General features: G+C 55.8%; 22 protein-coding genes and 1 pseudogene. 11 read left to right on the forward strand and 12 right to left on the reverse strand.

Features of this window, described 5'->3' with window-relative positions:
- Positions 1 to 9 precede the first annotated feature (9 nt).
- The 8 genes and pseudogenes from ACR0IU_RS21415 (at position 10) to ACR0IU_RS21450 (ending at position 6,777) form a co-directional block, all read left to right on the forward strand.
- Positions 10 to 714, forward strand: a complete 705-nt coding sequence (locus ACR0IU_RS21415) for an NAD(P)/FAD-dependent oxidoreductase (protein ID WP_480717667.1) — start codon at positions 10 to 12, stop codon at positions 712 to 714.
- Positions 715 to 769: 55 nt separating this feature from the next.
- The gene (locus ACR0IU_RS21420) at positions 770 to 1,222 is read left to right on the forward strand and encodes an N-acetyltransferase family protein (protein WP_480717668.1); all 453 of its coding nucleotides are present in this window, start codon (positions 770 to 772) and stop codon (positions 1,220 to 1,222) included.
- A gap of 107 nt (positions 1,223 to 1,329) precedes the next feature.
- Positions 1,330 to 1,992: pseudogene (locus ACR0IU_RS21425) on the forward strand (IS6 family transposase).
- Positions 1,993 to 2,432: 440 nt separating this feature from the next.
- A complete protein-coding gene (locus ACR0IU_RS21430) occupies positions 2,433 to 3,524 on the forward strand; it encodes an ABC transporter ATP-binding protein (protein ID WP_480717669.1) in 1,092 nt (363 codons plus the stop codon).
- Positions 3,524 to 4,453, forward strand: coding sequence for an ABC transporter permease (locus ACR0IU_RS21435; protein WP_480717670.1), 930 nt, complete (start codon positions 3,524 to 3,526; stop codon positions 4,451 to 4,453). The genes ACR0IU_RS21430 and ACR0IU_RS21435 overlap by 1 nt, the downstream gene beginning before the upstream one ends.
- Positions 4,454 to 4,456: 3 nt before the next feature.
- Positions 4,457 to 5,266 (forward strand): ABC transporter permease, encoded by an 810-nt coding sequence (locus ACR0IU_RS21440; RefSeq protein WP_480717671.1) that lies wholly within the window; start codon positions 4,457 to 4,459, stop codon positions 5,264 to 5,266.
- A gap of 19 nt (positions 5,267 to 5,285) precedes the next feature.
- Positions 5,286 to 6,323 (forward strand): extracellular solute-binding protein, encoded by a 1,038-nt coding sequence (locus ACR0IU_RS21445; RefSeq protein WP_480717672.1) that lies wholly within the window; start codon positions 5,286 to 5,288, stop codon positions 6,321 to 6,323.
- A gap of 91 nt (positions 6,324 to 6,414) precedes the next feature.
- Positions 6,415 to 6,777, forward strand: a complete 363-nt coding sequence (locus tag ACR0IU_RS21450; RefSeq protein WP_480717673.1) for a cupin domain-containing protein — start codon at positions 6,415 to 6,417, stop codon at positions 6,775 to 6,777.
- A gap of 14 nt (positions 6,778 to 6,791) precedes the next feature.
- Here ACR0IU_RS21450 and ACR0IU_RS21455 read toward each other — a convergent pair whose 3' ends face one another.
- The 8 genes from ACR0IU_RS21455 to ACR0IU_RS21490 form a co-directional block, all read right to left on the reverse strand.
- Positions 6,792 to 7,073: a CBU_0592 family membrane protein gene (locus tag ACR0IU_RS21455; protein ID WP_480717688.1), complete on the reverse strand. Its 282-nt coding sequence runs from the start codon at positions 7,071 to 7,073 to the stop codon at positions 6,792 to 6,794.
- Entirely contained in the window at positions 7,060 to 8,208 is a 1,149-nt protein-coding gene (argE, locus tag ACR0IU_RS21460) for an acetylornithine deacetylase (RefSeq protein WP_480717674.1), read from the reverse strand. The genes ACR0IU_RS21455 and argE overlap by 14 nt, the downstream gene beginning before the upstream one ends.
- Positions 8,209 to 8,347: 139 nt before the next feature.
- Positions 8,348 to 9,286 (reverse strand): LysR family transcriptional regulator, encoded by a 939-nt coding sequence (locus ACR0IU_RS21465; protein WP_480717675.1) that lies wholly within the window; start codon positions 9,284 to 9,286, stop codon positions 8,348 to 8,350.
- A gap of 25 nt (positions 9,287 to 9,311) precedes the next feature.
- Positions 9,312 to 10,808 (reverse strand): aldehyde dehydrogenase, encoded by a 1,497-nt coding sequence (locus tag ACR0IU_RS21470; RefSeq protein WP_480717676.1) that lies wholly within the window; start codon positions 10,806 to 10,808, stop codon positions 9,312 to 9,314.
- A gap of 15 nt (positions 10,809 to 10,823) precedes the next feature.
- Positions 10,824 to 11,498, reverse strand: coding sequence for a DUF1028 domain-containing protein (locus ACR0IU_RS21475; RefSeq protein WP_480717677.1), 675 nt, complete (start codon positions 11,496 to 11,498; stop codon positions 10,824 to 10,826).
- 84 nt (positions 11,499 to 11,582) lie between these two features.
- Positions 11,583 to 11,999 carry a RidA family protein gene (locus tag ACR0IU_RS21480; protein WP_480717678.1) on the reverse strand — a complete coding sequence of 139 codons (417 nt, stop codon included), beginning with the start codon at positions 11,997 to 11,999 and terminating at the stop codon, positions 11,583 to 11,585.
- Between the two features lie 17 nt (positions 12,000 to 12,016).
- Complete coding sequence (locus ACR0IU_RS21485) at positions 12,017 to 13,297, reverse strand: flavin-containing monooxygenase (RefSeq protein ID WP_480717679.1); 1,281 nt, start codon at positions 13,295 to 13,297, stop codon at positions 12,017 to 12,019.
- Between the two features lie 268 nt (positions 13,298 to 13,565).
- Entirely contained in the window at positions 13,566 to 14,378 is an 813-nt protein-coding gene (locus ACR0IU_RS21490; protein ID WP_480717680.1) for a helix-turn-helix transcriptional regulator, read from the reverse strand.
- A 144-nt stretch (positions 14,379 to 14,522) separates the two neighbouring features.
- On the opposite strand from ACR0IU_RS21490, the gene ACR0IU_RS21495 reads away from it, so the two are divergent.
- Together ACR0IU_RS21495 and ACR0IU_RS21500 are read left to right on the forward strand one after the other, a co-directional pair.
- Positions 14,523 to 15,875: an aminotransferase class III-fold pyridoxal phosphate-dependent enzyme gene (locus tag ACR0IU_RS21495; protein ID WP_480717681.1), complete on the forward strand. Its 1,353-nt coding sequence runs from the start codon at positions 14,523 to 14,525 to the stop codon at positions 15,873 to 15,875.
- 40 nt (positions 15,876 to 15,915) lie between these two features.
- The gene (locus ACR0IU_RS21500; protein WP_480717682.1) at positions 15,916 to 17,985 is read left to right on the forward strand and encodes an oxidoreductase; all 2,070 of its coding nucleotides are present in this window, start codon (positions 15,916 to 15,918) and stop codon (positions 17,983 to 17,985) included.
- Here the strand turns inward: ACR0IU_RS21500 and ACR0IU_RS21505 are convergent.
- The 4 genes from ACR0IU_RS21505 to ACR0IU_RS21520 all read right to left on the reverse strand — a co-directional run bounded on the left by ACR0IU_RS21505 (position 17,963) and on the right by ACR0IU_RS21520 (position 20,833).
- Positions 17,963 to 18,313: a hypothetical protein gene (locus ACR0IU_RS21505; protein ID WP_480717683.1), complete on the reverse strand. Its 351-nt coding sequence runs from the start codon at positions 18,311 to 18,313 to the stop codon at positions 17,963 to 17,965. The genes ACR0IU_RS21500 and ACR0IU_RS21505 overlap by 23 nt on opposite strands.
- 100 nt (positions 18,314 to 18,413) lie before the next feature.
- A complete protein-coding gene (locus ACR0IU_RS21510; RefSeq protein WP_480717684.1) occupies positions 18,414 to 19,361 on the reverse strand; it encodes a DUF2652 domain-containing protein in 948 nt (315 codons plus the stop codon).
- A gap of 390 nt (positions 19,362 to 19,751) precedes the next feature.
- The gene (locus tag ACR0IU_RS21515; protein WP_480717685.1) at positions 19,752 to 20,165 is read right to left on the reverse strand and encodes an ester cyclase; all 414 of its coding nucleotides are present in this window, start codon (positions 20,163 to 20,165) and stop codon (positions 19,752 to 19,754) included.
- 122 nt (positions 20,166 to 20,287) lie between these two features.
- The gene (locus ACR0IU_RS21520; RefSeq protein ID WP_480717686.1) at positions 20,288 to 20,833 is read right to left on the reverse strand and encodes a TetR/AcrR family transcriptional regulator; all 546 of its coding nucleotides are present in this window, start codon (positions 20,831 to 20,833) and stop codon (positions 20,288 to 20,290) included.
- 739 nt (positions 20,834 to 21,572) lie between these two features.
- Between ACR0IU_RS21520 and ACR0IU_RS21525 the strand changes: the two genes are divergently transcribed.
- The gene (locus ACR0IU_RS21525; RefSeq protein WP_480717687.1) at positions 21,573 to 24,773 is read left to right on the forward strand and encodes an endonuclease/exonuclease/phosphatase family protein; all 3,201 of its coding nucleotides are present in this window, start codon (positions 21,573 to 21,575) and stop codon (positions 24,771 to 24,773) included.
- The last annotated feature ends 347 nt before the right edge of the window (positions 24,774 to 25,120 follow it).

The following is a 25,120-nucleotide window of genomic DNA, read 5'->3' on the forward strand; positions in this document are numbered from 1 at the left end:
ACCTGTTTTGTGAAATTTGCACTGGTTTGCGCTATAAGCCGACCTTCACTTAGATTTGAGGCTGATCACGTAGCGATTGCGACCGGCGCGACTTGGCGAAAGGAGTATTTTGACGAAGAACGTTTCGTCCCGGTCGCAGAAGGAGCCGCCCTAAGTCGCGTTTTTACCCCCGATGACATCATGGATGGAAAGCTTCCCGATGGACCGACGCTCGTTTTCGATGGGGATAGCTATTACATGGCCAGCGTCATTGCTGAGAAGATACGAGCGCAGGGACATGCTGTATCGCTGGTCACACCGTCTGACAGTGTTTCTGATTGGGCGGGAAAAACCTCCGAACGTTGGCGCATCCGAACACATTTGCTTCGCCTAGGTGTCGAGGTCCTGCCGTCAAAATCGCTTATAAAGTTTGATGGCGAAATCGCGGAGCTAGAGTGTATCTATGGCGGGCCAATTGTGACCGTACCCGTTACTAACATTGTTATGGTTACTGCTCGCAAGCCAAACGATAGCCTTTACAGGGGGTTGCTCGGCCGGATCGGTTCTGAGGATTTGCAGTTCAGCCTTCGTCGCATAGGAGATTGTGATGCGCCGGCGATTATAGCAGCAGCGGTTTATGCAGGTCATCGATACGCTCAGGAATTGGAAGAAGTCGTGGATGAGGACATTCCACTTAAACATGATCGTGTGGACGTCGGGCAGCAGCCCATTTGAACGAACTTCGCGAACTCGGTTGTAGGCAATCAAAAAAACGCTGGAGGAATCACCCATGCCGGAAGGCTTAGTTATCCGCCCTCTCGAATTGAAAGATCACAAAGAGTGGCGCTGCTTATGGACGGCATATTTGGAATTCTACGAGACTTCTGTCTCAGAGGAAGTCTATGAGGTTTCATTCAAAAGATTGTTGTCAACGGATGCAGGTGAATACAATTGCCTCATCGCTGAGATAGATGGGATACCGGTTGGATTAGCGCACTATCTTTACCATAGGTTCATGTGGTCCCTGGAGGATACATGTTACCTTATGGATCTCTTTGCTGACCCGCAGGTTAGGGGAAAAGGTGTTGGACGAGCTCTGATCGAATCTGTTTTTCAGATCGCTAAGCAGCACGGTGTTCCAACCACCTACTGGACAACTCAAGAATTTAACTATCCCGGTCGAGTTCTGTACGACAAAGTCGCTAAAAGAACGCCATTTATAGTTTATGAAAAAGATGAATGACTGGTGGCCTTGTCAGAAGAACTTTGATTGAGCGGGGTAGGGTTGTTGCGTAGCTTTTGCCCATGACCAGACCTGCCTCATTCTAATACTTTAAAACCAGTCCCAAGATCATCGGCTCGGCGGTGATGCTGTACATCCGTTTCCCGCTCTCGCTTCGGAATGTCGAAGATCTGCTGCATGAGAGAGGCATCGACGTGAGCCACGAAACTTTCCGGTATTCGTGGAACAGGTTTGGCCCAATGTTTGCTGCTGAGATCAGACGGAAGCGTGTTCAGCAATGGAGAGCATACTCCAAATGGAAGTGGCACGTGGATGAGGTCTCTGTGAAGGTGAATGGCAAGCGGCATTATCTTTGGCGGGCCGTAGATCACGAGGGCGAAGTGCTGGAAGCCGTTGTTACCAAATGTTGAAACAAAGCTGTAGCACTTAAATTCCTCAAGAAATTGGTGAAGCGACATGGTTGCGCCGAAGAGATCGTCACGGATCGCTTCGCCTCATACAGAGCTGCTCTCAGAGAGCTCGGCGCTACCGAAAAACAGCAGGCGGGCAGGTGGCTCAACAACTGCGTCGAGAATTCGCACCTGCCGTTTCGACGGCGCGAACGTGCGATGCTGCGTTTCAGGCGTATGCGAAGTTTGCAGAAATTCGCCTCCGTCCATTCCTCAGTATACAACCATTTCAACAAGGAAAGATCGCTCGCCAGCCGAGACACCTTCAAGCCGACGCGCATCGCCGCTCTTGCCGAGTGGCGCGAACTTGGCGCGGGATAAAGGACAGCCATACTGGCTTACCAGAGACGAGTTCGAATTCGTCTGACAGCACCGTTGAAGATTTTTTTCACGTTGATATCCCCTTAGCCGAGAAGGTCGGCCAATCGGCTGGGTTTCGTCCCACTATCTCCTGCACGTAAGGATTCAGAGAACAAAAAATTGGATGTTGCATGCTCCAACTTTCATCTATGCTGTAGGCCTTGGCTGATCCTCGCTCCATAGCGATCACTATAAGAAATGAATGTTGCACGTCCAATATGCGACTTAGTCTTTTCCATTCTACTAAAGAGGCTGCAGATCCAACATAACACATTGATCTATAGTCAAAAAAGGAAATGATTAGGCTAATCCTAATGTTTAGTGAGGAAGTCAATTCTTAGGCAGGCAGCGCCGCCCGTATATACCTGAGTGCAAACTCGCGATGCTCAGGGGAGGCGCAATTGTCTGACACAGAAAATATCGCGATTGACGTGCGAGACGCGGTGAAACGCTATGGCGATTTTACTGCGCTCAAGAAGATCTCGCTGTCGATCATGGACAACGAGTTCTTTACTTTGTTAGGCCCATCCGGCTGCGGCAAGACCACTCTGCTGCGGATGATCGCTGGGTTTGAAGCCGTGACCGAAGGGGCCATCTACCTTTATGGCGATGAGATCGAGAACCTGCCCCCCAACAAGCGCCCGGTGAACACGGTTTTCCAGAACTATGCGCTGTTCCCTCATATGACCATTCTGGACAATGTGGCGTTCGGGCTGGAAATGCGCGGCACCTCGAAATCCGAGGCCCGCAAGAAAGCCGGTGAGATGCTGGAACTGGTGCAGCTTGGCCAGTTTTCGGCCCGCAAACCAAGCCAGTTGTCGGGTGGGCAACAACAGCGTGTTGCGCTGGCCCGTGCGCTGGCCCCACAGCCCAAGGTTCTGTTGCTGGACGAACCCCTCTCGGCGCTGGATTTGAAGCTGCGCAAGGCGATGCAGCTTGAACTGAAGCACCTGCAGCGCGAAACCGGGATTACCTTCATCTTCGTCACGCACGACCAGGAAGAAGCCTTGACCATGTCTGACCGTATCGCCGTCATGTCGGCCGGTGAGATGCAGCAACTGGGCGCGCCCATGGACATTTACGAACGCCCCCACAACATGTTTGTTGCTGATTTCATCGGTGAGACCAACCTGCTGGAAGTGTCCGTCGATGGCATCGAAGACGGGCGCGCGACCTGCCATCTGGGTGGCGGGCATGAACTGACCTGTAACGCCGTCAATGGCATTGGCATCGGGTCAAAAGTGCATATGTCGATCCGGCCCGAGCGTCTGTACATGTCCGACACACCCGCGGAATCCGAAAGCCTGAAAGGCCGGATCAAGGAAAACATCTTTGTCGGCACCGACATCACCACCATCGTCGATTTGCAGGATGGCCCCGATTTCATCGTGCGCACGTCCAACTCGGATCGCGGCAACAAGCGTATATTCGAGCCGGGCAGTGAGATGTATGTCAACATGGAGCTGGGGGCCGGTCGCCTCCTGGTGGACTGATGGCGGCGGGTGCAGCAAGCGGCGGCAGCGCAACCACAGACACCTATAATGAGGCCCGCACATGGCTGTTGTTACCCGCCTGGGTGACGCTGTCCATTCTGGTGCTGGCGCCCGTGATTATGATGCTGATCTACTCTTTCCTGACGAAAGAGTTTCGCGGCGGCGTGATCTGGGAATTCAGCCTTGCGGCCTATGATCAGTTCTTCTTTGATCGCGGCCTGTTCGGGGATGATCCGCCAAAGATCGAATGGACCTATATCACGATATTCTGGCGCTCGATCTGGCAGGCGGGGGCGGCGACCCTGCTGAGCCTCGTGATCGGTTTCCCGACAGCCTATTTCATCGCCACCCGATCCGAGAATATGCGCCCGGTCTGGGTGTTCTTGATCACCATCCCCTATTGGGTGAACCTGCTGATCCGCACCGTGTCGATGAAGTTCCTGCTGCGCGACCAGGGACCGCTGAATGATTTCCTGATCAGCATCGGCCTGATCGACAGCCCCCTGCATATCGTCAACACCAACTTTGCGGTGCAGCTGGGCCTGTTCTATTCCTACCTGCCCTTCATGGTTCTGCCGATCTATGCGGCGGTGGAACGCTATAACTTTGCCCTGTCCGAGGCGGCAGCGGACCTTTACGCCTCGAAATGGACAACGCTGCGGCGGGTTCTACTGCCGGCGATCAAGCCGGGTGTGTTTGCGGGTTGTATTCTGGTCTTTGTGCCTTCGATGGGCTCGTTCCTTGCGCCTGACCTGCTGGGCGGGGCCAAGAACTTTATGATCGGGTCTCTGATCGAGGAACAGTTCAAGGGCAATGCCGGTAACTGGCCGTTTGGCGCGGCAGCGTCGATGATCCTGCTGAGCATGGTTCTGATCATCCTGATGTTCTCGGCCCGGCAACAGGCCAAAGCGGACAAGGCGGAGGGCTGAGTGATGGCAAGTAAGCAATTCGACATCAAGACCTATGCTGGCTTCAAGGGGATCACCCTGCTGTGTCTGGTCATCCTCTATGCTCCGTTGGTTGTGGTCACAATCTACAGCTTCAACGCCTCGCAATCACTGACCAACTGGGAAGGTGTGTCGCTGCGCTGGTACGCGGATGTGTTCACCGGCCCGGAAAGCGCCAAGTTCAAGACGGCGGCCAAGAACAGCTTTATCATCGCAATCATTGCTGCCACCACTGCGACCACGATTGCGACGCTGGCAGCAACGGGAATGGTACGCGGCGGCAAGTTCCGCTTTCGGACCGTGTCCTTCGGCCTTATCAGCCTACCGTTGATGGTGCCCGAGATCGTACTGGCGGTTGCAACCCTGATCTTCTTCAACTCGATCGGGTTTGAGCGCGGGCTTCTGACCATCCTGCTGGCTCATATCGCGTTCTGTATTCCCTTTGCTTACCTGCCGATTTCGGCCCGGATGCAGGGGATCGAGGACAGCTATGAGCAGGCCGCGCTGGACCTGTATGCCACCAAACGGCAGGCCTTTACCAAGATCTTGCTGCCGCTGATGATGCCGGGGATTATCTCGGGCTTTCTGCTGGCCTTCATCGTCAGCCTGGATGATTTCATCATCACAAATTTCGTCAAGGGCGCAGGCGTTGAAACGCTGCCTACGGCAATCTTTGGCTCGGTCAAGCAGGGGATCAAACCGAATATCATGGCGATTTCGACCATGTTGCTGAGTGTGTCCATCGTCATGGTCACGATCAGCTATTTCGTCAGCAAATCTGACAACACAAAATAACCAACAGACGGAGAGACACATGAAACATATGATGAAAAGCGGCGTCGCTGCCCTTGCTTTGGCCATTGGCGCAAACGCCGCCGCGGCTGAGGGCGAACTGGTTCTGTACCACTGGTTCGAATACATCCCGCAAGAGCTGCTGGACAAGTTTACCGAAGAAACCGGCATCAATGTCACCATGGACACCTATGACAGCAACGAGTCGATGCTGGCCTCGCTCAAGGCCGGGGGTATCGGTACCTATGACGTGTCCGTGCCCGGCGACTACATGGTTTCGATCATGGCAGGCGAAGGCATGCTGGACACTATCGCCGATGGCGAGTTGAAGAACAAAGGCAACATCGCCGAAGAATGGGCCGATCCTAGCTTTGATCCCGGTCGCCAATCCTCGATCCCGTATCAGTGGGGTTCGACCAGCTTTGCGGTCAGCCGCGACGCCTATGACGGTGACATTCAGACCACCGACATCCTGTTCAATCCACCCGCCGAATTGCAGGGCCGTATCAACATGCTGGACAGCCAGGGCGAAGTGATGGCAATGGCCGCGCTACATATGGGTATCCCGCAATGCTCGTCCGACCGCGAACAGCTGAAGGCCCTGAATGCGATGCTGCAAGAGGCCAAGGCGCACTGGGCATCATTCAATTCGGACACCGCCAAAGAAGTTCTGGTCTCGGGTGACGCAGCCGTTGGCCAAATCTATGATGGCTTCGCTGCCAAGGCGCGTGAAGAAGGTGCCAACGTGGAATACGCCTATCCGACGCAGGGCTATATCGCCTGGATGGACAACGTCGTTCTGCTGAAAGATGCCCCCAACCGCGAAAACGCGCTGATCTTCATGGACTTCCTGCTTGAGCCTGAAAACATCGCAGCCGTGACCAACTTTGCGCAGTACAACGCCGGTGTGAACGGAGTGGGTGAATTCCTGGACCCAGCGCTGGCGGAACAGCCGGAAAAGAACCCACATGCCAACGCTGGTCCGGGTGTGTTCATCGAAGTCTGCGATGAGGAAACCCAGGCAGTTTATGACCAGATTTGGACCAACCTGAAAAAATAATTTTGACCCCTCGTGTTTTGGCCTTCTGGTCCGGCTCTGGCCGGTTCGGAGGGCTTTTTTGTCAAACGCGCGCCGAAAAGGAGATCGTAAAATGAGCATGCCCATCCGCCTTCTGCCCGACGGACACCCGGAAAACGGTTTTGTCCCATCCTCTATGGTTTCCACGGATGATTTCACAACCAAAGATCGGACGGAGCTGATCAGTGGCTTTTACGAAAGCGCCGATGGCAAAATTCTGTCCGGTGTTTGGGAATGTGCACCCTGCCTTGAAGTATTCGATGCCTATCCCGTCGATGAAATGATGACCGTCATTTCAGGTTCGGTAAAACTGACCAGCCCGGACGGGACCGCGCAGGAATTTTCCGCGGGCGACACGTTCTTCATGCCCAAAGGAACGCCTTGCACATGGGAGATCACACAGACCATGCGCAAATTCTATATGATTGCGTCCTGACCCGGGTGTCCCGTTCATGCCCGTCTGCGTAGGTTGCGCCAGATAGCAAGTGTGGCGATCAGCAGGAACATGATCTCGATCACAATCGCCCCAAGGTTGGGGCGATAGATCAGCGACACAGTCACCAGCAGTCCGCCGACGATATTGCAGGCGTTGAAAGGTATTTTATCGGCGGGCAAGATGTTGCGCGTCGCCAGATAGTAGGCCCGACGATGACGATCGACCCCAACAGGCCGATGCCATCCGCTACGATGAAATCGTTCAGCAAATCCATATGGTATCTCAGCGGCTGATATCTTCGAGAATCCGGTCCATCATCGCGTCGCAGACGCTTAGCTGATCGATCTCAAGATACTCATCCGATTTGTGTCCCTGCCGTTCCATCGACCCGGGGCCGCAGACAACGGTGGGAATACCCAGTTCGCTGAAGAACCCAGCCTCTGTACCAAAGGCGACCTTGGTGGTAGTGTTGCTTTTCGCCAGTTTCTGGGCATAGGCGATAATGCCTTCGGTCTCTGCGACATCCAGTCCGGGATAGGCGTTATACTGTTCAACTTCGATACGCGCTTCGGGGCTGAGGTCTTGATAGGCCGCGCCGACACGGGCGGCGGCCGCTTCGATCTGGAACAAGATATCCTTGCCCCGGTCTGCAGCCAAATGGCGGTATTCAAAGGTCAGTTCCGCGCGATCCGGCACGATATTCAGCGCCCTGCCGCCGGACATCACGCCCACGTGAAAAGTGGTGTAGGGTAACGAGTAGGCCGGGTCGCTATGACCGCTATTAGCGTATGTTTCCTGCAAGGCGCGTAGTTCCCCAACAAAATCTGTGGCCAGATGCAGTGCGTTGACGAATTTCGGGGCTAGCGCCGAATGGCCGTTTTGGCCGTGACACACCGCGCGCAGAGCGGCCTTGCCCTTGTGCCCCACGGCGACCTGCATCTCGGTCGGTTCACCTACGAAACAGGCGCGGGGCTGACCCAGCATCGGGGCCAGACGGTCCAGCATGTGCTGAATACCGACACAGCCGACCTCTTCGTCATACGATAGCGCGATCTTGAGCGGTTCGCGCAGGTCCGCCCCAGTGGTGCGATCCGCCAGCGCCATGACCGAGGCCACATAGCCCTTCATATCCGTGGTGCCGCGTCCATAGACGCGGTTGCCTTCGCGGGTCAGGCGAAACGGGTCTTTGGTCCAGCTTTGGCCTTCGACCGGCACGACATCGGTATGGGCCGACAGCAATACGCCATCGCCTTCGGGGCCTTTCTCGGCATAAAGCCCGGTCTTGTCGCCACCGGGATCGGTGATGCGATGCACGACAAACCCGCGCGCCTCAAGGAATTCTTCGACATAAGCGGCCAGATCAAGGTTCGAGTTCTTGCTGACCGTATCAAAGCCAACAAGCCGATCGAGAATATCCAGTGTTGAGGTCATCGGGTTGAACCTGTTTTCGCTTGGACAGCCAGCACGGTACCGACTGAGAGGGGCGTTCATTTCAACCCTATACCACCGGACAAAAACATAAATCCGGGAATGGCGAAGCAATGATTAGGCGTTCTCTAAGACACGCCGGTCACCCTTGTTCCCGCGCGCAGAGCCCGGGCAGCGTCCCGGACCGAACGGCTTTGGCACAGTGTTCGATGAAGGCTTTGGACGTGTTGGTCTCGTTTTCGGAACGCGCGCGCAATAAGCCCAGCCGCATCGGGCGTAGCTCTCCTGCGAGGGGGACAAAGATCAGTTTCTTGCCGTCAGGCGACAACACGTTCAACGGGCGGATATTGGCAATCGAGAACCCGAACCCATTGGCGACAAGGGACCGCATGACCGACATATCCGCCGTGCGTTCTGCAATATTGGGTTTGATATTAGCGTCGCGGAAGAAGGACAGGAAATACTCACCACTGAACGGCAGATCCAGCAGAACCATGGGGCAGTCCTGAAGGTCCGCGATAGACAGTTCGTCGCGGTTGGCCAAGGGGTGCCCTTCGCCCAAAACCACATAGGGCGGCAGTTCGTGCAGGGGCTGGAAATCCAGATCGGCGGGAATGTCCAGATCATAGGTCAGGGCGATGTCTAGTTCGGCCCGGCGCAACTGGCTAAAGATATCTGCCTGGTTCAGTTCGCGCTGTTCGATCCGGACATCAGGATAGGTGCTCTCAAATTCCCGCCGCAATCCGGGCAGGATAATCTGCGCGAAGGTGACCAGACAACCAACCGACAATATGCCCTGAACCTTGCCGGTGATCTCTCCGGCCAATGTGGCCAGCAACTCGGCCTCGCGCAGGACAAATTCGGTGCGTTCCATGACTTTGTGCCCAGCCTTGGTCAGCGATAGCCCGCGCGCGTGTTCGCGTACAAACAGGGTGACGCCAAACTCGACCTCTAACTGAGCAATCGCGGCTGAGATCGACGGCGACGACACGTTCAGCTTGTCGCTGGCGGCAGCAATGCTGCCCGCCTTTCCGACGGCCACAAAATACTCAAGCTGTCGCAACGTGTATCTGAAAGGCAAAGGCGCATCTCCGCAGTTTCGCGGATCAAGCCTTGTACTTGATCCACGTGGTTTTCAGGGCAGTATATTTTTCCAGTGAGTGCAATGACAAATCGCGCCCAAAGCCCGACTGTTTCATGCCGCCAAAGGGTGTCATCGCCGACAGCGCGTCCACCGTGTTCACCGAAACGGTTCCGGCCATCAGCCTGTCCGACACCCGGCAGGCGCGGTACAAGTTGTCGGTCCAGACCGACGCTGCTAGCCCATAGACCGAGTCATTGGCCATGGTCACAACCTGATCCTCGCTATCAAACGGAATGACCGATAGGACGGGGCCAAAGATTTCATCACGCGCCAGTGGATTGTCGTGGGCAACGTCATCAAAAATGGTCGGCTGAATAAAGCAACCCTTGCCCTCGACAGTGACACGGTCGCCGCCGGTCACCAGATTGGCGGTCTTCTTGCCGTCCTCGACAAAGCGCATGATGCCCTGCGTCTGCTTTTCGTCCACGATGGCACCCATTTTGGAGGTCGGGTCCAGCGGGTCGCCCGGTTGCATCGCCTGCGCGCGGGCAATCAGCTTTTCAACAAACGCATCCTTGATGGAGCGTTCCACGTATAGCCGCGAGTTGGCCGAGCAGACCTCGCCCTGATTGAAGAAGATGCCGAAGGCGGCCATGTCGGCGGCGGCGTCTAAATCCTCACAATCGGCGAAGACAAGGTTGGGGCTTTTGCCGCCGGTTTCCGGCCAGACCTGTTTCAAGTTCGACTGGCCCGAATACTGCATGAACAGCTTGCCTGTGGCGGTCGAGCCGGTGAAGGCCAGACAATCCACATCCATGTGCAGCCCCAGCGCCTGTCCTGCGGTGACCCCGAAGCCGGGCACAACGTTGAACACACCATCGGGAACACCGGCCTCGGCCGCCAGTTCCGCCAGACGCAGCGCCGACAGGGGTGATTGCTCGGCCGGTTTCAGTACCACCGAATTGCCTGCCGCCAGCGCAGCGGCGGCCTTCCAAGTGGCCATATCCAGTGGGAAGTTCCACGGCGTCACCGCACCAACAACCCCCAGAGGCACACGGCTGACCAGCGCCAGATCGCCGGGGCCGGTCGGGGCGACCTCGTCATACACTTTGTCAATGGCCTCGGCATACCATTGGAAGAAATGCGCAGATCCCGGCGCGTCGATGGTAGCCGCATCCGTGACCAGCTTGCCCATGTCCAGACTGTCCAGCAGCGCCATCTCTTCGAGATTGTCGCGGATCAGGTCAGCTAGTTTCAGCATCACCGCCTTGCGGTCGCTCGGTGCCATGCGTGACCAGCGGCCGTCCTCGAACGCAGCGCGGGCGGCCGTTACGGCGCGGTTCACATCCTCGTCGTCGCATTCTGCGACCTGGGTCAGCACCGCTCCGGTGGCGGGGTTGATGCTGTCGAAGGTCTTGCCCGAAGCCGCATCCACGAACTTACCGTCAATGAATGCTTGCCCGCGAAAGGACAGACCGGCGGCGCGGCTTTTCCAGTCGTCGCGTGAATAGTCTAACATCCTGTATCTCCCTTATTATTCGTCACCGGGCACGCCGTAAGACGGTGCCTCACGTGGATCGAGCGCGCGCTGGATATAAGCGTCAAGCTGCGGCTTATAGACATCCCATGCGGTTGCGATGGTTTCGATCGGGCAATCCTCGGTCCAGTCGCAGCGCAGATCGGCGACGGGCCAGCTGACCTTGTCGACGATCTTCATGCCTGCGGAATGCACTGGGCCCGCCTCGCCGCCTGCGGTCAGACCGGCGCGCATGGCGGCGATCAGACGGTCGCCGATATGGCCCGAGGACGACAGAAACCCATCGACGATGGCCAGCGGGATGCTGTCATTGGCCAGCAGGTTGCCGCCCGAGGCGACGTTTTCGGCCTGTGCCTGAGTCCAGATGCCAAGGCTGTTGGGTCCAGAATGTATCGCCGTGCGCCCGGCGCTGTCCACGGCCAGAACCTGCCGGTATTCGATGAATTTCGCGCGGGCGGTCAATTCGGCAATGGCCTCGGGCGCGGTTTTGCCTTGTTCCATCAGGTCCAGTGTCAGCGGACCAAGGCTGGGGTCGGTCACGTTTTGCGAGGCAACGGCCCCCACCCTTGCGCGCGCAAAGGAACAACGGGCAGCGACCGCGGGTGAGGACGACGAAATTGCCAGACCGAACATGCCGGTATCAGCGCAGCGGGCGACCAGAGAAAAAGTCATTTGGACCTCCTGAACGATAAAGACCGGGCTGCGCGGGGCGAGAGCATATGAGCGCAGCCCGGTTTCCTCAATTGATCGGCAAGATCAGTCGGGAATGACAGCGGTGCCGTCGATTTCAACCAGCCACTCAGGACGTGCCAGCGCCTGAACCACCAATCCGGTCGAGCAGGGGTGAACCCCTTTGATATACTCACCCATGGTGCGATAGACGGCCTCCCGGTGGCGGACATCGGTGATGTAGACCACGACCTTGACCAGATGCTCCATCGAGCCGCCCGCCTCTTCGATCAGCTGTCGGATATTTTGCATCACCTTGTGGGTTTGCTCTACCGGATCGTGGCTGTCGATATTGACAGCATCGTCCAAATCCTGCGGGCACTGGCCGCGCAGATAGACGGTTTTACCGCCATGCGTGACCACGGCCTGGCACAGATCGTTATCCAGGTTCTGTTCAGGGTAGGTTTCTTTCGTGTTGAATTTGCGAATGCGTGTGTGCGCCATTTCGGAATCCTGTTGTTTTATTCTGCGGCGGCGGGGGCGATGATGGCTGCCTCGCCTTCGTACTCGGCATAGGCACGCTGAATCGCGATCTGGTCGGCGATGTATTTTGCATCGTGCCAGACGCCCCAGATAAAGGTCGAGCCGCGGCGCGATTGCCAGGGCAGCCCAAGGAAGTAGATGTCAGGCTCGACAGACACGCCTCGCTGATGGATCGGTGCGCCTTTGGCGTCAAAGGCGTCTGCTTTGATCCAACTGAAATCCTGACGGAAGCCCGTGGCCCAGATGATCGTGGTGATGCCTTCTTTGGCAAAATCAACCGAGGTCAGCGGATTGGTCAGGCTGTCGGGGTCCGCAAAGGGTTCACGCGCCTCGGGTTCTTCCGGCAGATCGATGCCGGTGCGATCCACATAGGCGTCGGCCATATCCAACATCTCAAGGTAGTTGGCGTCGCCTGCGGCCACGTTGGCTTGCAGGTCGTCGGCGAAACTTAGCACGCCATTCTCAAAACCTTTGGTCATGCCTGTCAGTGTCACGCCCTCATTCCCCAGACGCCGGAAATCCATCGTATGGCCGCCATGGGCCCCGCTGACCGAGATCGTGACATGTTCGGTACCCGGTTTCTGTGCGGCCATGTCCCACAGGCCCAGAACGCCCAGCCACCAGACATTGTCACGGGTGCGATACCGGCGTGGCGGGCGGTCATGCGGGCCAACCGACAGGAACACCTTGCGGCCCGCGCGGTTTAGCTCATCCGCGATCTGTGCGCCGGACGAACCCGCACCCACAACTATCACAGCCCCTTCGGGCAGTTGTTCGGGGTTCTTGTAATAGAAGGAATGCAGCTGCTTGACGCCGGCCGTTTCCGGCACGATTGGCGGGATCACCGGATGCTGGAACGCACCGGTAGCAGCGACAATACGCTTGGAGTGAACCTCACCGGCCGAGGTTTCGACCTTAAATCCGCCTTCACCCGGCAGACGTTCGGCCCTGAGCACCTCAACGCCTTCGCGAATGGGGGCTTTGACCATTTCGGCATATTCAACTAGATATTCGGCGACGCGGTCCTTGGGTACAAACGCATCCGGGTCATCCCTGTTGAACTGGAGGCTGGGAAACCGATCATGCCAGCACGGGCCATTGGCAACCAGCGCATCCCACCGGCCGGTACGCCAAGCCTCTGCGGTGCGGTTCTTTTCCAGGATGATGTGAGGGACATTGTTGTTGCCCAGATGCTCGCTCAGTGCGATGCCTGCCTGTCCTCCGCCAACAACCAGCGTATCCGTTTTCTCGATGGACATGTGTCGGTTCCCTATTTCTGCGTTCAGAACCGGCCCCGAAAGGCCGTTGCAATCGCGCGTTGATTGCTGATGCCATGACAGCAGGCGACAGGTCGCCATGTCTGTCCGGGCGGGCCAGTTGAAATGACCAAAGCCAGGATCAGGGCGTGATGGTCTGTGCCACTCCAGCGAATTTCGCACGTTTCCCCAACAAGGTTTCACAAGTTCGACAGGGGCGAAATTATTGTCTGGCTATCTCTTAATTAGGCTTTGACTAACCCGCCGGTCACTACGTTGTTTTCCGGGCCACTTGCCCATGCTCCGAAAGGTAAGGCGCAATCAGATAATACAGTTCGCCCTGGGATGAGATCCCGCTTTTCCGGTATAACTGCTTGCGTAGAACCTTGACGGTCTGCGGACTGATGCCAAGCGTCAGGCCAATGGAAATCGACGAATGGCCCTGCAGGATCAACAGCGCCACTTCGGCCTGTCTGGGGCTGAGGTTGATGCCCTGTTCGGCAGACAAGCGGTGGCGTAGCTGATCGACGATATCGCCCGGTTCGTCCCCGTGCGGGGGTCTGAGGCCGGACCAGTTCTTTCTGACCAGCGCATTGACCACCGGGGCGGCCTGTTTGGCCGCAGTGTGGTCCCGGTTCGAGAATCGCGACGCCGTGGTGGCATCCCTGCCGATACAGACCGTGATCGATGTGCCCGGCGAAAGGCCGGCAAAGAAAGCAAGTTCATCCGTCAGGGTCGTGTTGGCGTAATAGGATTTGAAATACTCGTTGCGCTGAAACTGGTCGGGGGCGACATCGGTCAGACGATACAGCCCGTCTGCCGCGCCTTTCTGGTGCAAGCGAAAGAAAGGGTCCAGCAGATAGGCCCCTTTGACATAGTGGCTGTCGATACGTTCAAACACACGGCTGTCACGGGCATGGGTCGCCAGAACCTGCGGGCTGCTGGTTTGAAAAAAGGCGATGATCGCGAAATTGTCGAACGAACATGTCACATTCAGCCATTGGCGCAGCGCATTGCTGAAACGCTCGGACCCGGTGGCCAGAATGGCATCCGACAAAGCATCTGCGGCTGGAAGTAGCGACATGTGCGAGTACCCCTCTGGGGGTATATACCCCTCAAATTGACCAAAGTAACCTTTTTCATGAAAATGGGTGGTATATATCGCGATCAATTCGCGACGGGTCTTACCGCCACCACGCGCTAGCATCGGGGACCAAGGGGGTTGATCATGGCCAAAGATACGCTTGAAATTCTTGCGCAGGACGATCACCTGATTCAGTCCTTCGCCGACCTGAACGCACTGAAACAGCAAGGCGCACGCACCGTGATCTCTCGCGCCAAAGGGGCTTATGTCTATGACAGCGATGGCACCGAACTGATCGATGGGATCGGGGGTCTGTGGTGCGTCAATATCGGCCACGGCAACACCGAGATGATCGACGCGATCACCGATCAGTTGAAAACGCTGGACTATTATTCGACCTTCTACAACTTTACCCATCCCGCCGCTGCGGAGCTGGCCGAGAAGGTCGCGCAGCTTGCGCCCGGGCATCTGAATTCGGTCTATTTCGGCAATTCCGGCTCGGTCGCCAATGACAGCGCCATTCGGATGCTGCAACACTACAATATCCGCAAGGGTAAGCCGGAAAAGAAAATGGTGCTGTCGCGGCACGGGGCTTATCACGGCTCGACCCACCTTGCGATGGCGATGACGACCCCCGGCTATTCCGAGGGCTGGCACGCGGCCAATGATCTGGTGCATCACCTGCGCTCGCCCCATTACTGGCGCGAAGGGGATGAATTGACAGAGGCCGAGTTTCTCGACGCCCTGATCGACGATCTGACCGACAGCATCGACCGCATCGGCGCGGAAAACATCTGCGCTTTTATCGCCGAACCCATTCTGGGCGCAGGCGGTGTGATCTCAGCGCCCAAAGGGTACCACAAACGCGCGTGGGAGGTCTGCAAAGCCAACGATATCAAATACGTCGCCGATGAGGTCGTCACCGCCTTTGGCCGACTTGGGCACTTTTTTGCGTCCGAGGATGCATTCGGCATGGTGCCCGATGTTATTACCACGGCCAAGGGTCTGACCTCGGGCTATCAGCCGCTGTCGGCCACCATTGTCTCGGACGATATTCACGAGGTGATCTCAGGGCCGGATGGCATGTTCCTGCATGGCATGACCTATTCGGGGCACCCGGCAGCGGCGGCTGCGGGTCTGACCAACATCGCCATCATGGAGCGTGAGGGCATCCCCCAGCGTGTCCGCACAACCGGCAAACGGTTTGAAAACAATCTGCGGGGCCTGACCGACATCGAACTGGTCGGCGAAGTGCGCGGCAGCCATTTCATGATAGGGATCGAGTTCGTCAAAGACCGCGACACCAAGGAAAGCTATCCAGATGATGCGCAGGTTGGGCTGAAAGTGGCCCGCGCCTGTCAGAAACGCGGCCTGATCGCAAGGCCATTAGGCAACGTGCTGATCCTGTCCCCTACCCTGATCATGGACGAGCCCATGATCGACCGTATCGAAGACATCCTGCGCGACGCCATCACCGAAGTTGCCGCAGGCCTTTAAACGCCCTCGAAACCTATCAGCCAGCCCGAAGGAGCCAGCTATGCGCGACCCACGTTACGACATATTGTTCGAACCGATGCAGATCGGCCCCTTGACCGCCAAGAACCGGTTCTATCAGGTGCCCCATTGCAATGGCGGCGGATATCGCGACCCATCCGCGGCCGCAGCAATGCGCGGGATCAAGGCCGAAGGCGGCTGGGGCGTGATCTTTACCGAACAGTGCGAAATGCACCACACCTCGGAAATCACCCCCTTCATCGAGCTGCGCTTGTGGGAAGACAAGGATATCCCGCAACTGCGCAAGATGTCCGAGCAGATGAAAACCCATGGCGCGCTTGCTGGTATTCAGCTGGCCTATTCCGGCATCAACGGGCCGAACCTCTATACCAAAGAAGTGCCGCTGGCACCGTCGGCCCTGCCGATCCGTACCTTTACTAATGACCCAGTGCAGGCCCGCGCGCTGGATAAGCAGGACATCAAGGATCTGCGCCGATGGTTCGTGAACGCCGCGAAACGCTCGAAAGACGCTGGATTCGACCTGATCTGTCTGTACGGCGCACACGGGTTTGGTATTTTCCAACACTTCCTCAGCCGTGCCACCAATCAACGCAGCGACGAATATGGCGGATCACTGGAAAACCGCGCTCGGTTCAGTCAGGAAGTTATCGCCGACATGCGCGATGCCGTAGGTGACACAATGGCTATCACACTACGGGTCAGCTTGGATGAAACCATCGGCGAGTTGGGTTTTTTAAACGCCGAAGTGCGCGACTATATTGAGATGAACAAAGACCTGCCCGACCTGTGGGATCTGGCACAGGGAACGTGGGAGGATTGCTCAGGCCCGTCGCGCTTCAAGGAAGAGGCCGCGCAGGAAGAATTGGTGCGCGGGATCCACGAGCTGACCGACAGGCCTATCGTTGGGGTAGGGCGGTTCACATCGCCCGATGTGATGGCCAAGATGGTCAAGTCTGGCACGCTGGATTTCATCGGCTGCGCACGTCCGTCGATTGCCGACCCGTTTCTGCCGAAAAAGATCGAGGAAGGCCGGATCGAGGACATCCGCGAATGTATCGGCTGCAACATTTGCATCACCGGCGACATGACGATGTCGATCAGCCGCTGCACCCAGAACCCCACATTCATGGAGGAATGGCGCAAGGGCTGGCATCCCGAAAAGATGAACGAAAAGGGAGACAGCGACAACGTGCTGATTGTAGGCTCAGGCCCCGCAGGGCTTGAGGCCGCATGGGCGCTGTGCCGCCGGGGTTATGACGTCGCTGTGGCCGAGGCCCGCGACGTGATCGGCGGCCGCGTGGCCCGCGAACGCCTGCTGCCCGGTCTGTCGGCCTGGGGTCGCGTCGTGGACTACCGTGACTACCAGCTGAGCCAGCGTCCGAACGTCGAGATGTACCGCGAAAGCGAGCTGGACGCCGAAAGCATCCTTGAGTTCGGCTTTGAAAACGTCTGCATCGCCACTGGGGCCAAATGGCGCAACGATGGTGTCTCGCGCCAGCATGTCGTGCCGATGCCGATCGCCGAGGGTGCCAAGGTCTATACGCCGGACGATCTGATGGATGGCACCATCCCTTCGGGCCGAGTGGTGGTCTATGACGACGACCACTATTACATGGGAGGCGTAGTGGCCGAACTGCTGGCCAAGAACGGCGCGCAGGTGACGATGGTCACGCCGTCAGCCTATGTCAGCGACTGGACGAACAACACGCTGGAGCAGATCGCCATTCACCCACGACTGGTGGATGCGGGCGTCGAAATCGTATTGAACCAGGGTATCACGGAAATCCACCCGGATCATGTGGTCTCGAACTGCGTCTACACAGACCGCGCCTGGAAGATCGAGGCAAATGCGGTGGTCATGGTCGCCTCGCGTTTGGAAAACAACTCGGTCTTCAATGACTTGAAAACGCGCGAGGCCGAATGGGCGGATGCCGGTATCAAGTCCGTTAAATTGATCGGCGACGCCAATGCGCCGGGCCCGATTGCATGGGCAACCTATGCCGGCCACCGCTACGCGCGTGAGCTGGATGGCGAGGATATTGGCGATGCGCTGCCTTTCCGTCGCGAGATCACGGAATTGGCGGCCGATTGAGATCATTGACGAATGCAAGGCGGCAGATTTCTGCCGCCTTGCATGTTTGAACAACAGTTACCGTCTGCGATTTTTCGATTGATGCAGCGATCTTCAGCACGCTCAAAAGTTTGCTTTCATCGGTCAGCGGATATCTACGGCTTTCTTTCAAAGACTTTGAAGCGACATGATTACCTGCGTTATCTTTGAAGCCGACATTGTTCAGCAATAGCTGCAGGTTCGGAATTCCACTCGAGGCGTTTTGCTCTACAGTTGCAGATCGCACAAAGCGGTCGTTTGCTCGCAAAGTACCAACAGCAGTTTCGTCCGCTCTGCCGACCTCGGGCAACGCGTCAATCTCGCAGGCACTGCGAATGTCGGGTTCAATGAAGCTGCATTGCGGTGTGAGCCGACGTGCTGAATGGCCGCTTTGGGCCGGTTAAGACCACTTAGGCCGAAGCATTGAGTTGTTCGTCCAGTTCTTGAAACGACGTTGCCCAAAACTCCGCCAGAAACGCTGAAATCTCCCGTTCGGAGGTTTCCAACCTGTTGCCTTCGGCATCAGTCGCTTGTCCCATTGTATATCGCAGATCGGTGCCATTGTGCGATTGCGTCAGATGGTACGTCTCGGGCAGGCTTACTCCAGTGCGCGCCGGATCCTGGATGCAGGTCGAGAAGTAGTCGAACGGTTCCCAATCAGTGATGCGATAGAAAAAATCCGCCAATTTGTGAGAGCAATGATATCCCGACCCGTTGCCGAGGCGCCCTTGTGGGCTGTCGACGGTGATTTCCTGTACACGGTTCATCCATTTCAGCTTCAGTTCCGGCGCGACCAACGCCTCCCAAACGACTGCGATTGGCGCATCGAAATAATGGCGGAATGTCCAAACTCCGTCTTCCTCGATCAGGAAATGACGCTCGCGATTGGCACGCAAACGTTCCCACGATTTAGCCAAATTGTAGACTGACATCGAAACTTTGCCAAAATGCTCGATTTCCTGTGAAAATGGTTCCACTACGCCTTTGAAATCCATGGCGTTTGCAGCGTCCTCGCTCAACAGCGCATAACTGCGCACAACGGTGGCTTCAACAACGTTCGTCTTGGCCATTCGGTGGACCAGAATAACGTCGGCGCCGGAAAAGTCCTTTACCGGGCCAAGTTGCATTTCTTCGAACCGACCATGATGGGCGATAACCTTCAAATCCAGCCCTCCGACATTGGCACTCGCGTTGCAGGTACAGGTTGTGTTGGTAATTATGTCCTGCCGACGAAGTGCAAATACGTTGTAGAGGTTTTCGCAGATGGTCAGGAAGGTCTCGCCGGAGGGGAAATCTTGCCGTGTCGAATATGCCAGAACCGCTTCGCCTTCGGTTTTCCAAAAAATGAAGCGGATCACCCAATTGTTCGATCAGCACTCCGAGCAAAGATTGCAAAATCGGATTGGCGTGATCCATTTCTGACGATGTCAGAAATTGGGTGTATCCGGAAATATCGGCGATCAACAGATATCCAGTTTGAGTTGACATGGCGCCCTCCCCAAAGAGTGTTTGGCGGGATTACTTTTTCTGTGCACTGGCGATTAGCCCTCAAGGTCAATTGATGCCAGATCTGCGGAATGCTTGCGTTTCACACGGGGCTCAAAACCACTTCGGGCTTAAACTCGCTATAGACGGTAGTCATGAACCGTAGGCTGGTAGCTCAGAGGCTTAGTAGCAGGTGAGAGGCCGAAGTGGTCACCAATTCACGCCTCACCACCCTAAAAGACGGCGCCACTACTACGATCGCCCTATGCCCATCCGAGTTGTTTTAGAGAGTGCCCGTCGTTCCAGATCTTGGTCATTCGGGCGATCTTACCATCTTCAAATTCCATAACGTAGGCGTAATTGGTTGCAATTTCGTTGCCTGTGGCAGGAACCGGCCCACCCTCACCGGTTTGTTTGCCGCTGAATACTGCTGTGATCGTTACGATGTTTCGTTCGTGGTCAGTCGAGAAAGAGGTGATATCGTAATTGCCATCGGGGATCGGTGTTAAAATTTCTGCCGTCCAGCCAGTATAACCCTCGATTGTCGATATTTTAGCCAATGCATCTGCCTGACATGCAAATGAGGCACCGTCCTGACAGTATGCCTTGCAGACGTTCCATCCTTTGCCTGTTTCGCACGCATCAAAGAAGGCCATGGCCGCTTCGGAAATACTCATTGTGTTTCTCCTATCCATGTTTCCTTACGTCCGACGCTTCATCACCGTCAGTTCTGTTTGGATAGGATAGTTTTAGAATAGTATTTTAAAAAAACATTTTTAAAATAACTGAGTGATCGGCCTCACCCACGTATTTCTTTCATAATCATATCGTAAAAATTTGGTATTACGTGCTTTTTCTCGTCGTGCCGCCCATACAAAACAGTCCCGTGGACGCAAAAAGTTACAAAGCTTGCAAGCTGCGCCGTGTCCTTGTCCGGCCCGATGTCTCCATCCGACTGGGCATTACGAAAAGCGGCTTCAACCAGCGATTCCACTTCTGCACAGAACGCGCCCACCTGTTCAGCGGCCTCAGGACTTATCACATGTTTCTGCGCTAGGTGGTTCATCATGAGGCAGCCCTTGTATTCCGACTTGGCGGCTCCCAAAAAAACATTTCTGAGAAACATTTCGACACCCTCTAAATTCGGATTGTCGATCAGAATACGGCAGCGCGGCCCGATAACATGATCGCGATAATGATCCAGGGCTGCCGAGAACAATCCCTCCTTGTCCCCAAACTCCTTGTACATACTGGCTGTGTTTAGCCCGGTTTCGCGGACGACATCACTTATTGACGTAGCCTTGTAGCCGTTTTGCCAAAAAACACCCATGGCTTTTTCAACCACGGCTTCGCGCGAATATGATCTTGGTCTACCCATCGGTGAATATTAAAATGATCATTTAAAAATCGCAACACAGACCGCCTGACCAAGATCAAGAAAAACCGTTCCGCAGGGTAGAAACTTCGTGAGTTGCTGCGGGTGCCCGGTCCCGCAACTGTATCTTGTCGGCACAGCTGTTCAGTTTGGGCTAAACGATCATGGAGAAAAGGCTCGGGTTGCCTTATCGACGTCAGATCCGGACCTAGGTGTGCGCCGGATCTATATTCATGATTCCACAGGTTGGTACGCGATTCTGGATGGGCTTCGCGCCTGCAGCGAATGTCCCGAAAGCTGGCGCGGGTGTAGCATCTGGACTGGCTGCCGGATGTCGGATCTGGACCGTTTGGCACACTTGACTGTCTTGTTTGGGCGAATGTTTTTCTTCGCGATCGTAATCAACATGCAGAACCCATTGAACCTCCAGGATTGTGGTAGCAGTCGTGTTGATGGTCTATTCTTGGCGGATAAAAAATGAACTCCAACAAAATACTGACTGCACTTAGAATTGCTCGAACATTGCGATTTTCACCAGTTGCTTATGTGAGCAACGGCCTGACGAACATCTAGCGGCAAAGCTCCGCCGTATTGTTCGATTGTACACAACTTTTTAACTAATTCCTCTAGCGTACGCTACCTTGGGTTGTGTTGCGGCGAGTCTCTCGTAGGCCGCTGCCTTTTTTCTTATCTATAAAGAGGTACTGACATGACGACCGTTTTAGCTGCTGGCGATATTGCGTTTACCGGTTTCAATTCTGACAACCCTGATGAGTTCACTTTCGTTGCCCTGACTGACATCGAAGCCGGGACTGAGATCAGATTTACTGACAATGGCTGGCTCGCAGCGGGCGGTTTTCGCAGTACTGAGGGTGTTTTTATCTGGACGGCACCTGCAAATATCGCGGCGGGAACCGTAATAAATCCAGCTTTCTCGGGGCCATCCTTCTCTTCAAGTGGGGATCAGATACATGCCTACCAGGGGACCGAGACCGCGCCGTCTTTTGTTGCGTCTGTTCATTTCAACGGCACTGGTTATGAAGCTGACGCAACTTCTTCAAACACTTCGGCCCTGCCCACGGGTCTGACTGTGGGCACCAGCGCTGTGGCTATTCCCGAGACCGACAACGGAGTCTATAATGGTCCGCTTACAGGTAACAAGGCAGAGCTACAGGCAGCCATCAACAACGCGGCAAACTGGGTGACCGATAATTCACGGATCGACGATATCGAACCGGCGAGTTTCACTGTCACTGATGCCACACCGTCGCCCTCAGTTATAATCAACGATTTGGACCTTGCCACCGATGAAGGTGGCATGGCGGATACATACGAAGTCACATTGTCTGTCGCACCTACGCAACCGGTCACAATCACCATCGCGGTGGGCGCTGATCTGGATGTCGTACCGGCCGAGCTTGTATTTGATGCGACAAATTTTGATCAGCCGCAGCAAGTTGCAGTGACCGCGGTTGATGACGATTTGCCGGAGGCGGCCGAGATCGCGGAAATACAGCATTCTGTCACATCCGATGACCCGGCATATGAAGGCATCCTCGCCCCTATCGTGGAAGTGTCTGTCTCGGCCAGCGACATCGAAATCGTTGCAATCTACGAGATCCAGGGCGCGGGTCATGTGTCTGATTTTGTTCTGGCCGAAGGGCAGACCACTGCCGAGTTTTTTGAGACCCTCCCCGCCGGCACATCGAACGTTTTTGGCGGTTTGGTTTCGACAAGCGGTATTGTCACGGCGGTGGATTCCAACGGGTTTTATTTGCAGGACCCGGATGGTGACGGTGATGATGCCACCTCCGACGCGATATTCGTGTTCACTGGTTCCAGCCCGACTGTCTCTGTCGGAGACGCAGTTTCAGTGGGTGGAACAGTTGCTGAGTTTTTCCCTGGCGGTACAGGCAGCGGAAACCTGTCAAGCACGCAGCTGACGAATGTGTTCGATCTTGAAGTCCAGTCTTCAGGCAACACCTTGCCAGATGCGGTTCTGATCGGCAACGATCCGGGTGAGCGGGCCGTTCCGAACCAGAGCATCGAAGATGATGCTTTTGCCTCATTCCAACCCACTCAGGACGGCATCGACTTCTTCGAAAGCCTCGAAGGCATGCGCGTGACGGCGACCGATCTGCGAGCCGTCAGCGGAACCAGCCGGTTTGGCGAGATATTTGCCGTTACCGATCAGGGCAGCGGTGCCACGGGTCTTTCCGAGCGCGGCACGCTGAATATCTCGCCAGATGACTTTAACCCCGAAAAAATCCAGATCGACGAAGACAGCGGGATTTTCGACTTTGACTTCCCGACGGTAAACGTTGGTGATCTTCTCGGCGACGTCACAGGCGTGGTTGGATACAGTTTCGGAAACTTCGAAATCCTGCCGACCGAGGATTTTACCGCGAACATTCAATCCGCCGGATTGGAACCGGAATCAACCGACATTGCCGGTTCGGCCAATGAACTGACAATTGCGACGTACAATGTGCTTAACCTCGATCCAAATGATGACGACGGTGATCAGGATGTGGCCGATGGGCGGTTCGACGCCATTGCCGCGCAGATCACCAACAACCTGGGCAGCCCCGACATCATTGGCCTGCAAGAGGTGCAGGACAATTCCGGCTCGGTCGATGACGGAACCGTTTCGGCAGCGGAGACCCTTGCGGAGCTGGCCGCGGCCATCGTTGCCGCAGGTGGTCCGGCCTATGAGGTGATCGACAATACCTTCATCGGCGACGGAACATCGGGCGGTCAGCCCGGCGGCAATATCCGCACGGCTTTCCTGTACAATCCCGAGCGTGTCACGCTGGTTGAAGGATCGGTGCAAACCATCGGTGGGCAAGTTCCCGGCGAAGCGTTCGAAGGCGCGCGCCTGCCGCTGGTCGCTGATTTCGTCTTCAACGGCGAGACGGTGACGGTGGTCAACAACCACTTCTCCTCCAAAGGCGGATCCGCGCCCATTCTGGGGACCGAACAGGATTTTGCCGCACGTCAAGAGGACGTTACAGTGAATGGCAGTCTGGATGAACGTCAGGCTCAAAGTCAGGCAGTGCAGGACTTCGTCAATGGTCTTGGTGCTGAGGCCAATGCGGTTGTATTGGGTGACTTCAACGAATTCGAATTTGTCTCACCTGTGGCCGATCTTGAAAACAACACCAGCCTTGTAAATCTGACAAACGATATCCCGGAAGACGAGCGCTATACCTTCGAGTTTCAGGGAAACAGCCAATCGTTAGACCATATTATGGTCTCCGAGGGATTGTATGCCGGCGCATTGGTGGACATCATTCATGTCAATTCGGAATTTGCTGCAACCAGCGCGCGAGCGTCGGATCATGACCCGATGCTGACCAGCCTGTTTCTGCCCGACACACAGACACTGGCGGTCGAGTTCGAGGCAGATGGGTGGTTCAGAACCACAGCATTCGAGAGCATCGATGGCGAAGTTGTGGATGTCGACCGGCTTGGTCCCGTGCGCAAAAGTCTCAAATTTTCGGATGTTGGTATTAAGGTGGAAGCGATTGACCCGACCAATTTCGAGTTTGTCGCCACCAAGCATGGCGCGATAGGTGTCTATTCCTTCGACGATCCGATCTTCGGACGCGAAGCCAGGTCAGTCGACGGTGATGAAAGCTTGATGATCGCGTTGGAGGACGCGGATCTTGAGGCGGTGGAGTTCATGTTTAGCTTCGACGAAAGTCATGGAAACGGCGAAGTGGAGGTTGCGTTCTACGATGACGGAGAGCTTGTGGGCACGCTGATCGCGGACGCCGCCGAAGGCGATTTCCAAGGCTCGTTGGGCCGCACGAGTTTTGACGCGGTGGAGTTGGCCGCAAGCGGTGATACTATGTTTACGGTTGATGAATTTTCCTTCGATGTGATTGATCACAACCTGATCGCGTAGTGTAAAGTCGCACAAGCTTCTTGTGCACTATGAAAACAGCAGCTTCGACGGCCGCATTGCTGTATCGCGATGCGGCCTAATCGGTGTGTTAATGGCTCCTGTAGAGCAAGAGAATTATGTCACGGCGATGGGCTGTGGGCAAAATCATGTGTTCGACCTGTTAGCGTCCGAATTTCGAAGCGCAGGAAGGTACGCATTTTGTGAGTTTGCCTGTCTTGCGATTTCTCTCCCGCGGTGAATTGCTTGTGTGGATGGCTCCTGCATAGCAAGATCCTTTTTGATCTGATTTGTATATTTGTCAGAAGCAGTCATGTGTCCGGCCTGTTTGCGCGGTTTTGACCGCTGGC

The organism is Ruegeria sp. CL5 (assembly GCF_056536485.1).

Coding starts and splice junctions, on each gene's coding strand:
- ACR0IU_RS21420 (WP_480717668.1), top strand. CDS start 770: ATGCCGGAAGGCTTAGTTATCCGCCCTCTCGAATTGAAAGATCACAAA.
- ACR0IU_RS21435 (WP_480717670.1), top strand. CDS start 3,524: ATGGCGGCGGGTGCAGCAAGCGGCGGCAGCGCAACCACAGACACCTAT.
- ACR0IU_RS21440 (WP_480717671.1), top strand. CDS start 4,457: ATGGCAAGTAAGCAATTCGACATCAAGACCTATGCTGGCTTCAAGGGG.
- ACR0IU_RS21445 (WP_480717672.1), top strand. CDS start 5,286: ATGAAACATATGATGAAAAGCGGCGTCGCTGCCCTTGCTTTGGCCATT.
- ACR0IU_RS21450 (WP_480717673.1), top strand. CDS start 6,415: ATGAGCATGCCCATCCGCCTTCTGCCCGACGGACACCCGGAAAACGGT.
- argE (WP_480717674.1), bottom strand. CDS start 8,208: ATGACCTCAACACTGGATATTCTCGATCGGCTTGTTGGCTTTGATACG.
- ACR0IU_RS21470 (WP_480717676.1), bottom strand. CDS start 10,808: ATGTTAGACTATTCACGCGACGACTGGAAAAGCCGCGCCGCCGGTCTG.
- ACR0IU_RS21475 (WP_480717677.1), bottom strand. CDS start 11,498: ATGACTTTTTCTCTGGTCGCCCGCTGCGCTGATACCGGCATGTTCGGT.
- ACR0IU_RS21480 (WP_480717678.1), bottom strand. CDS start 11,999: ATGGCGCACACACGCATTCGCAAATTCAACACGAAAGAAACCTACCCT.
- ACR0IU_RS21485 (WP_480717679.1), bottom strand. CDS start 13,297: ATGTCCATCGAGAAAACGGATACGCTGGTTGTTGGCGGAGGACAGGCA.
- ACR0IU_RS21490 (WP_480717680.1), bottom strand. CDS start 14,378: ATGTCGCTACTTCCAGCCGCAGATGCTTTGTCGGATGCCATTCTGGCC.
- ACR0IU_RS21495 (WP_480717681.1), top strand. CDS start 14,523: ATGGCCAAAGATACGCTTGAAATTCTTGCGCAGGACGATCACCTGATT.
- ACR0IU_RS21500 (WP_480717682.1), top strand. CDS start 15,916: ATGCGCGACCCACGTTACGACATATTGTTCGAACCGATGCAGATCGGC.
- ACR0IU_RS21515 (WP_480717685.1), bottom strand. CDS start 20,165: ATGAGTATTTCCGAAGCGGCCATGGCCTTCTTTGATGCGTGCGAAACA.
- ACR0IU_RS21525 (WP_480717687.1), top strand. CDS start 21,573: ATGACGACCGTTTTAGCTGCTGGCGATATTGCGTTTACCGGTTTCAAT.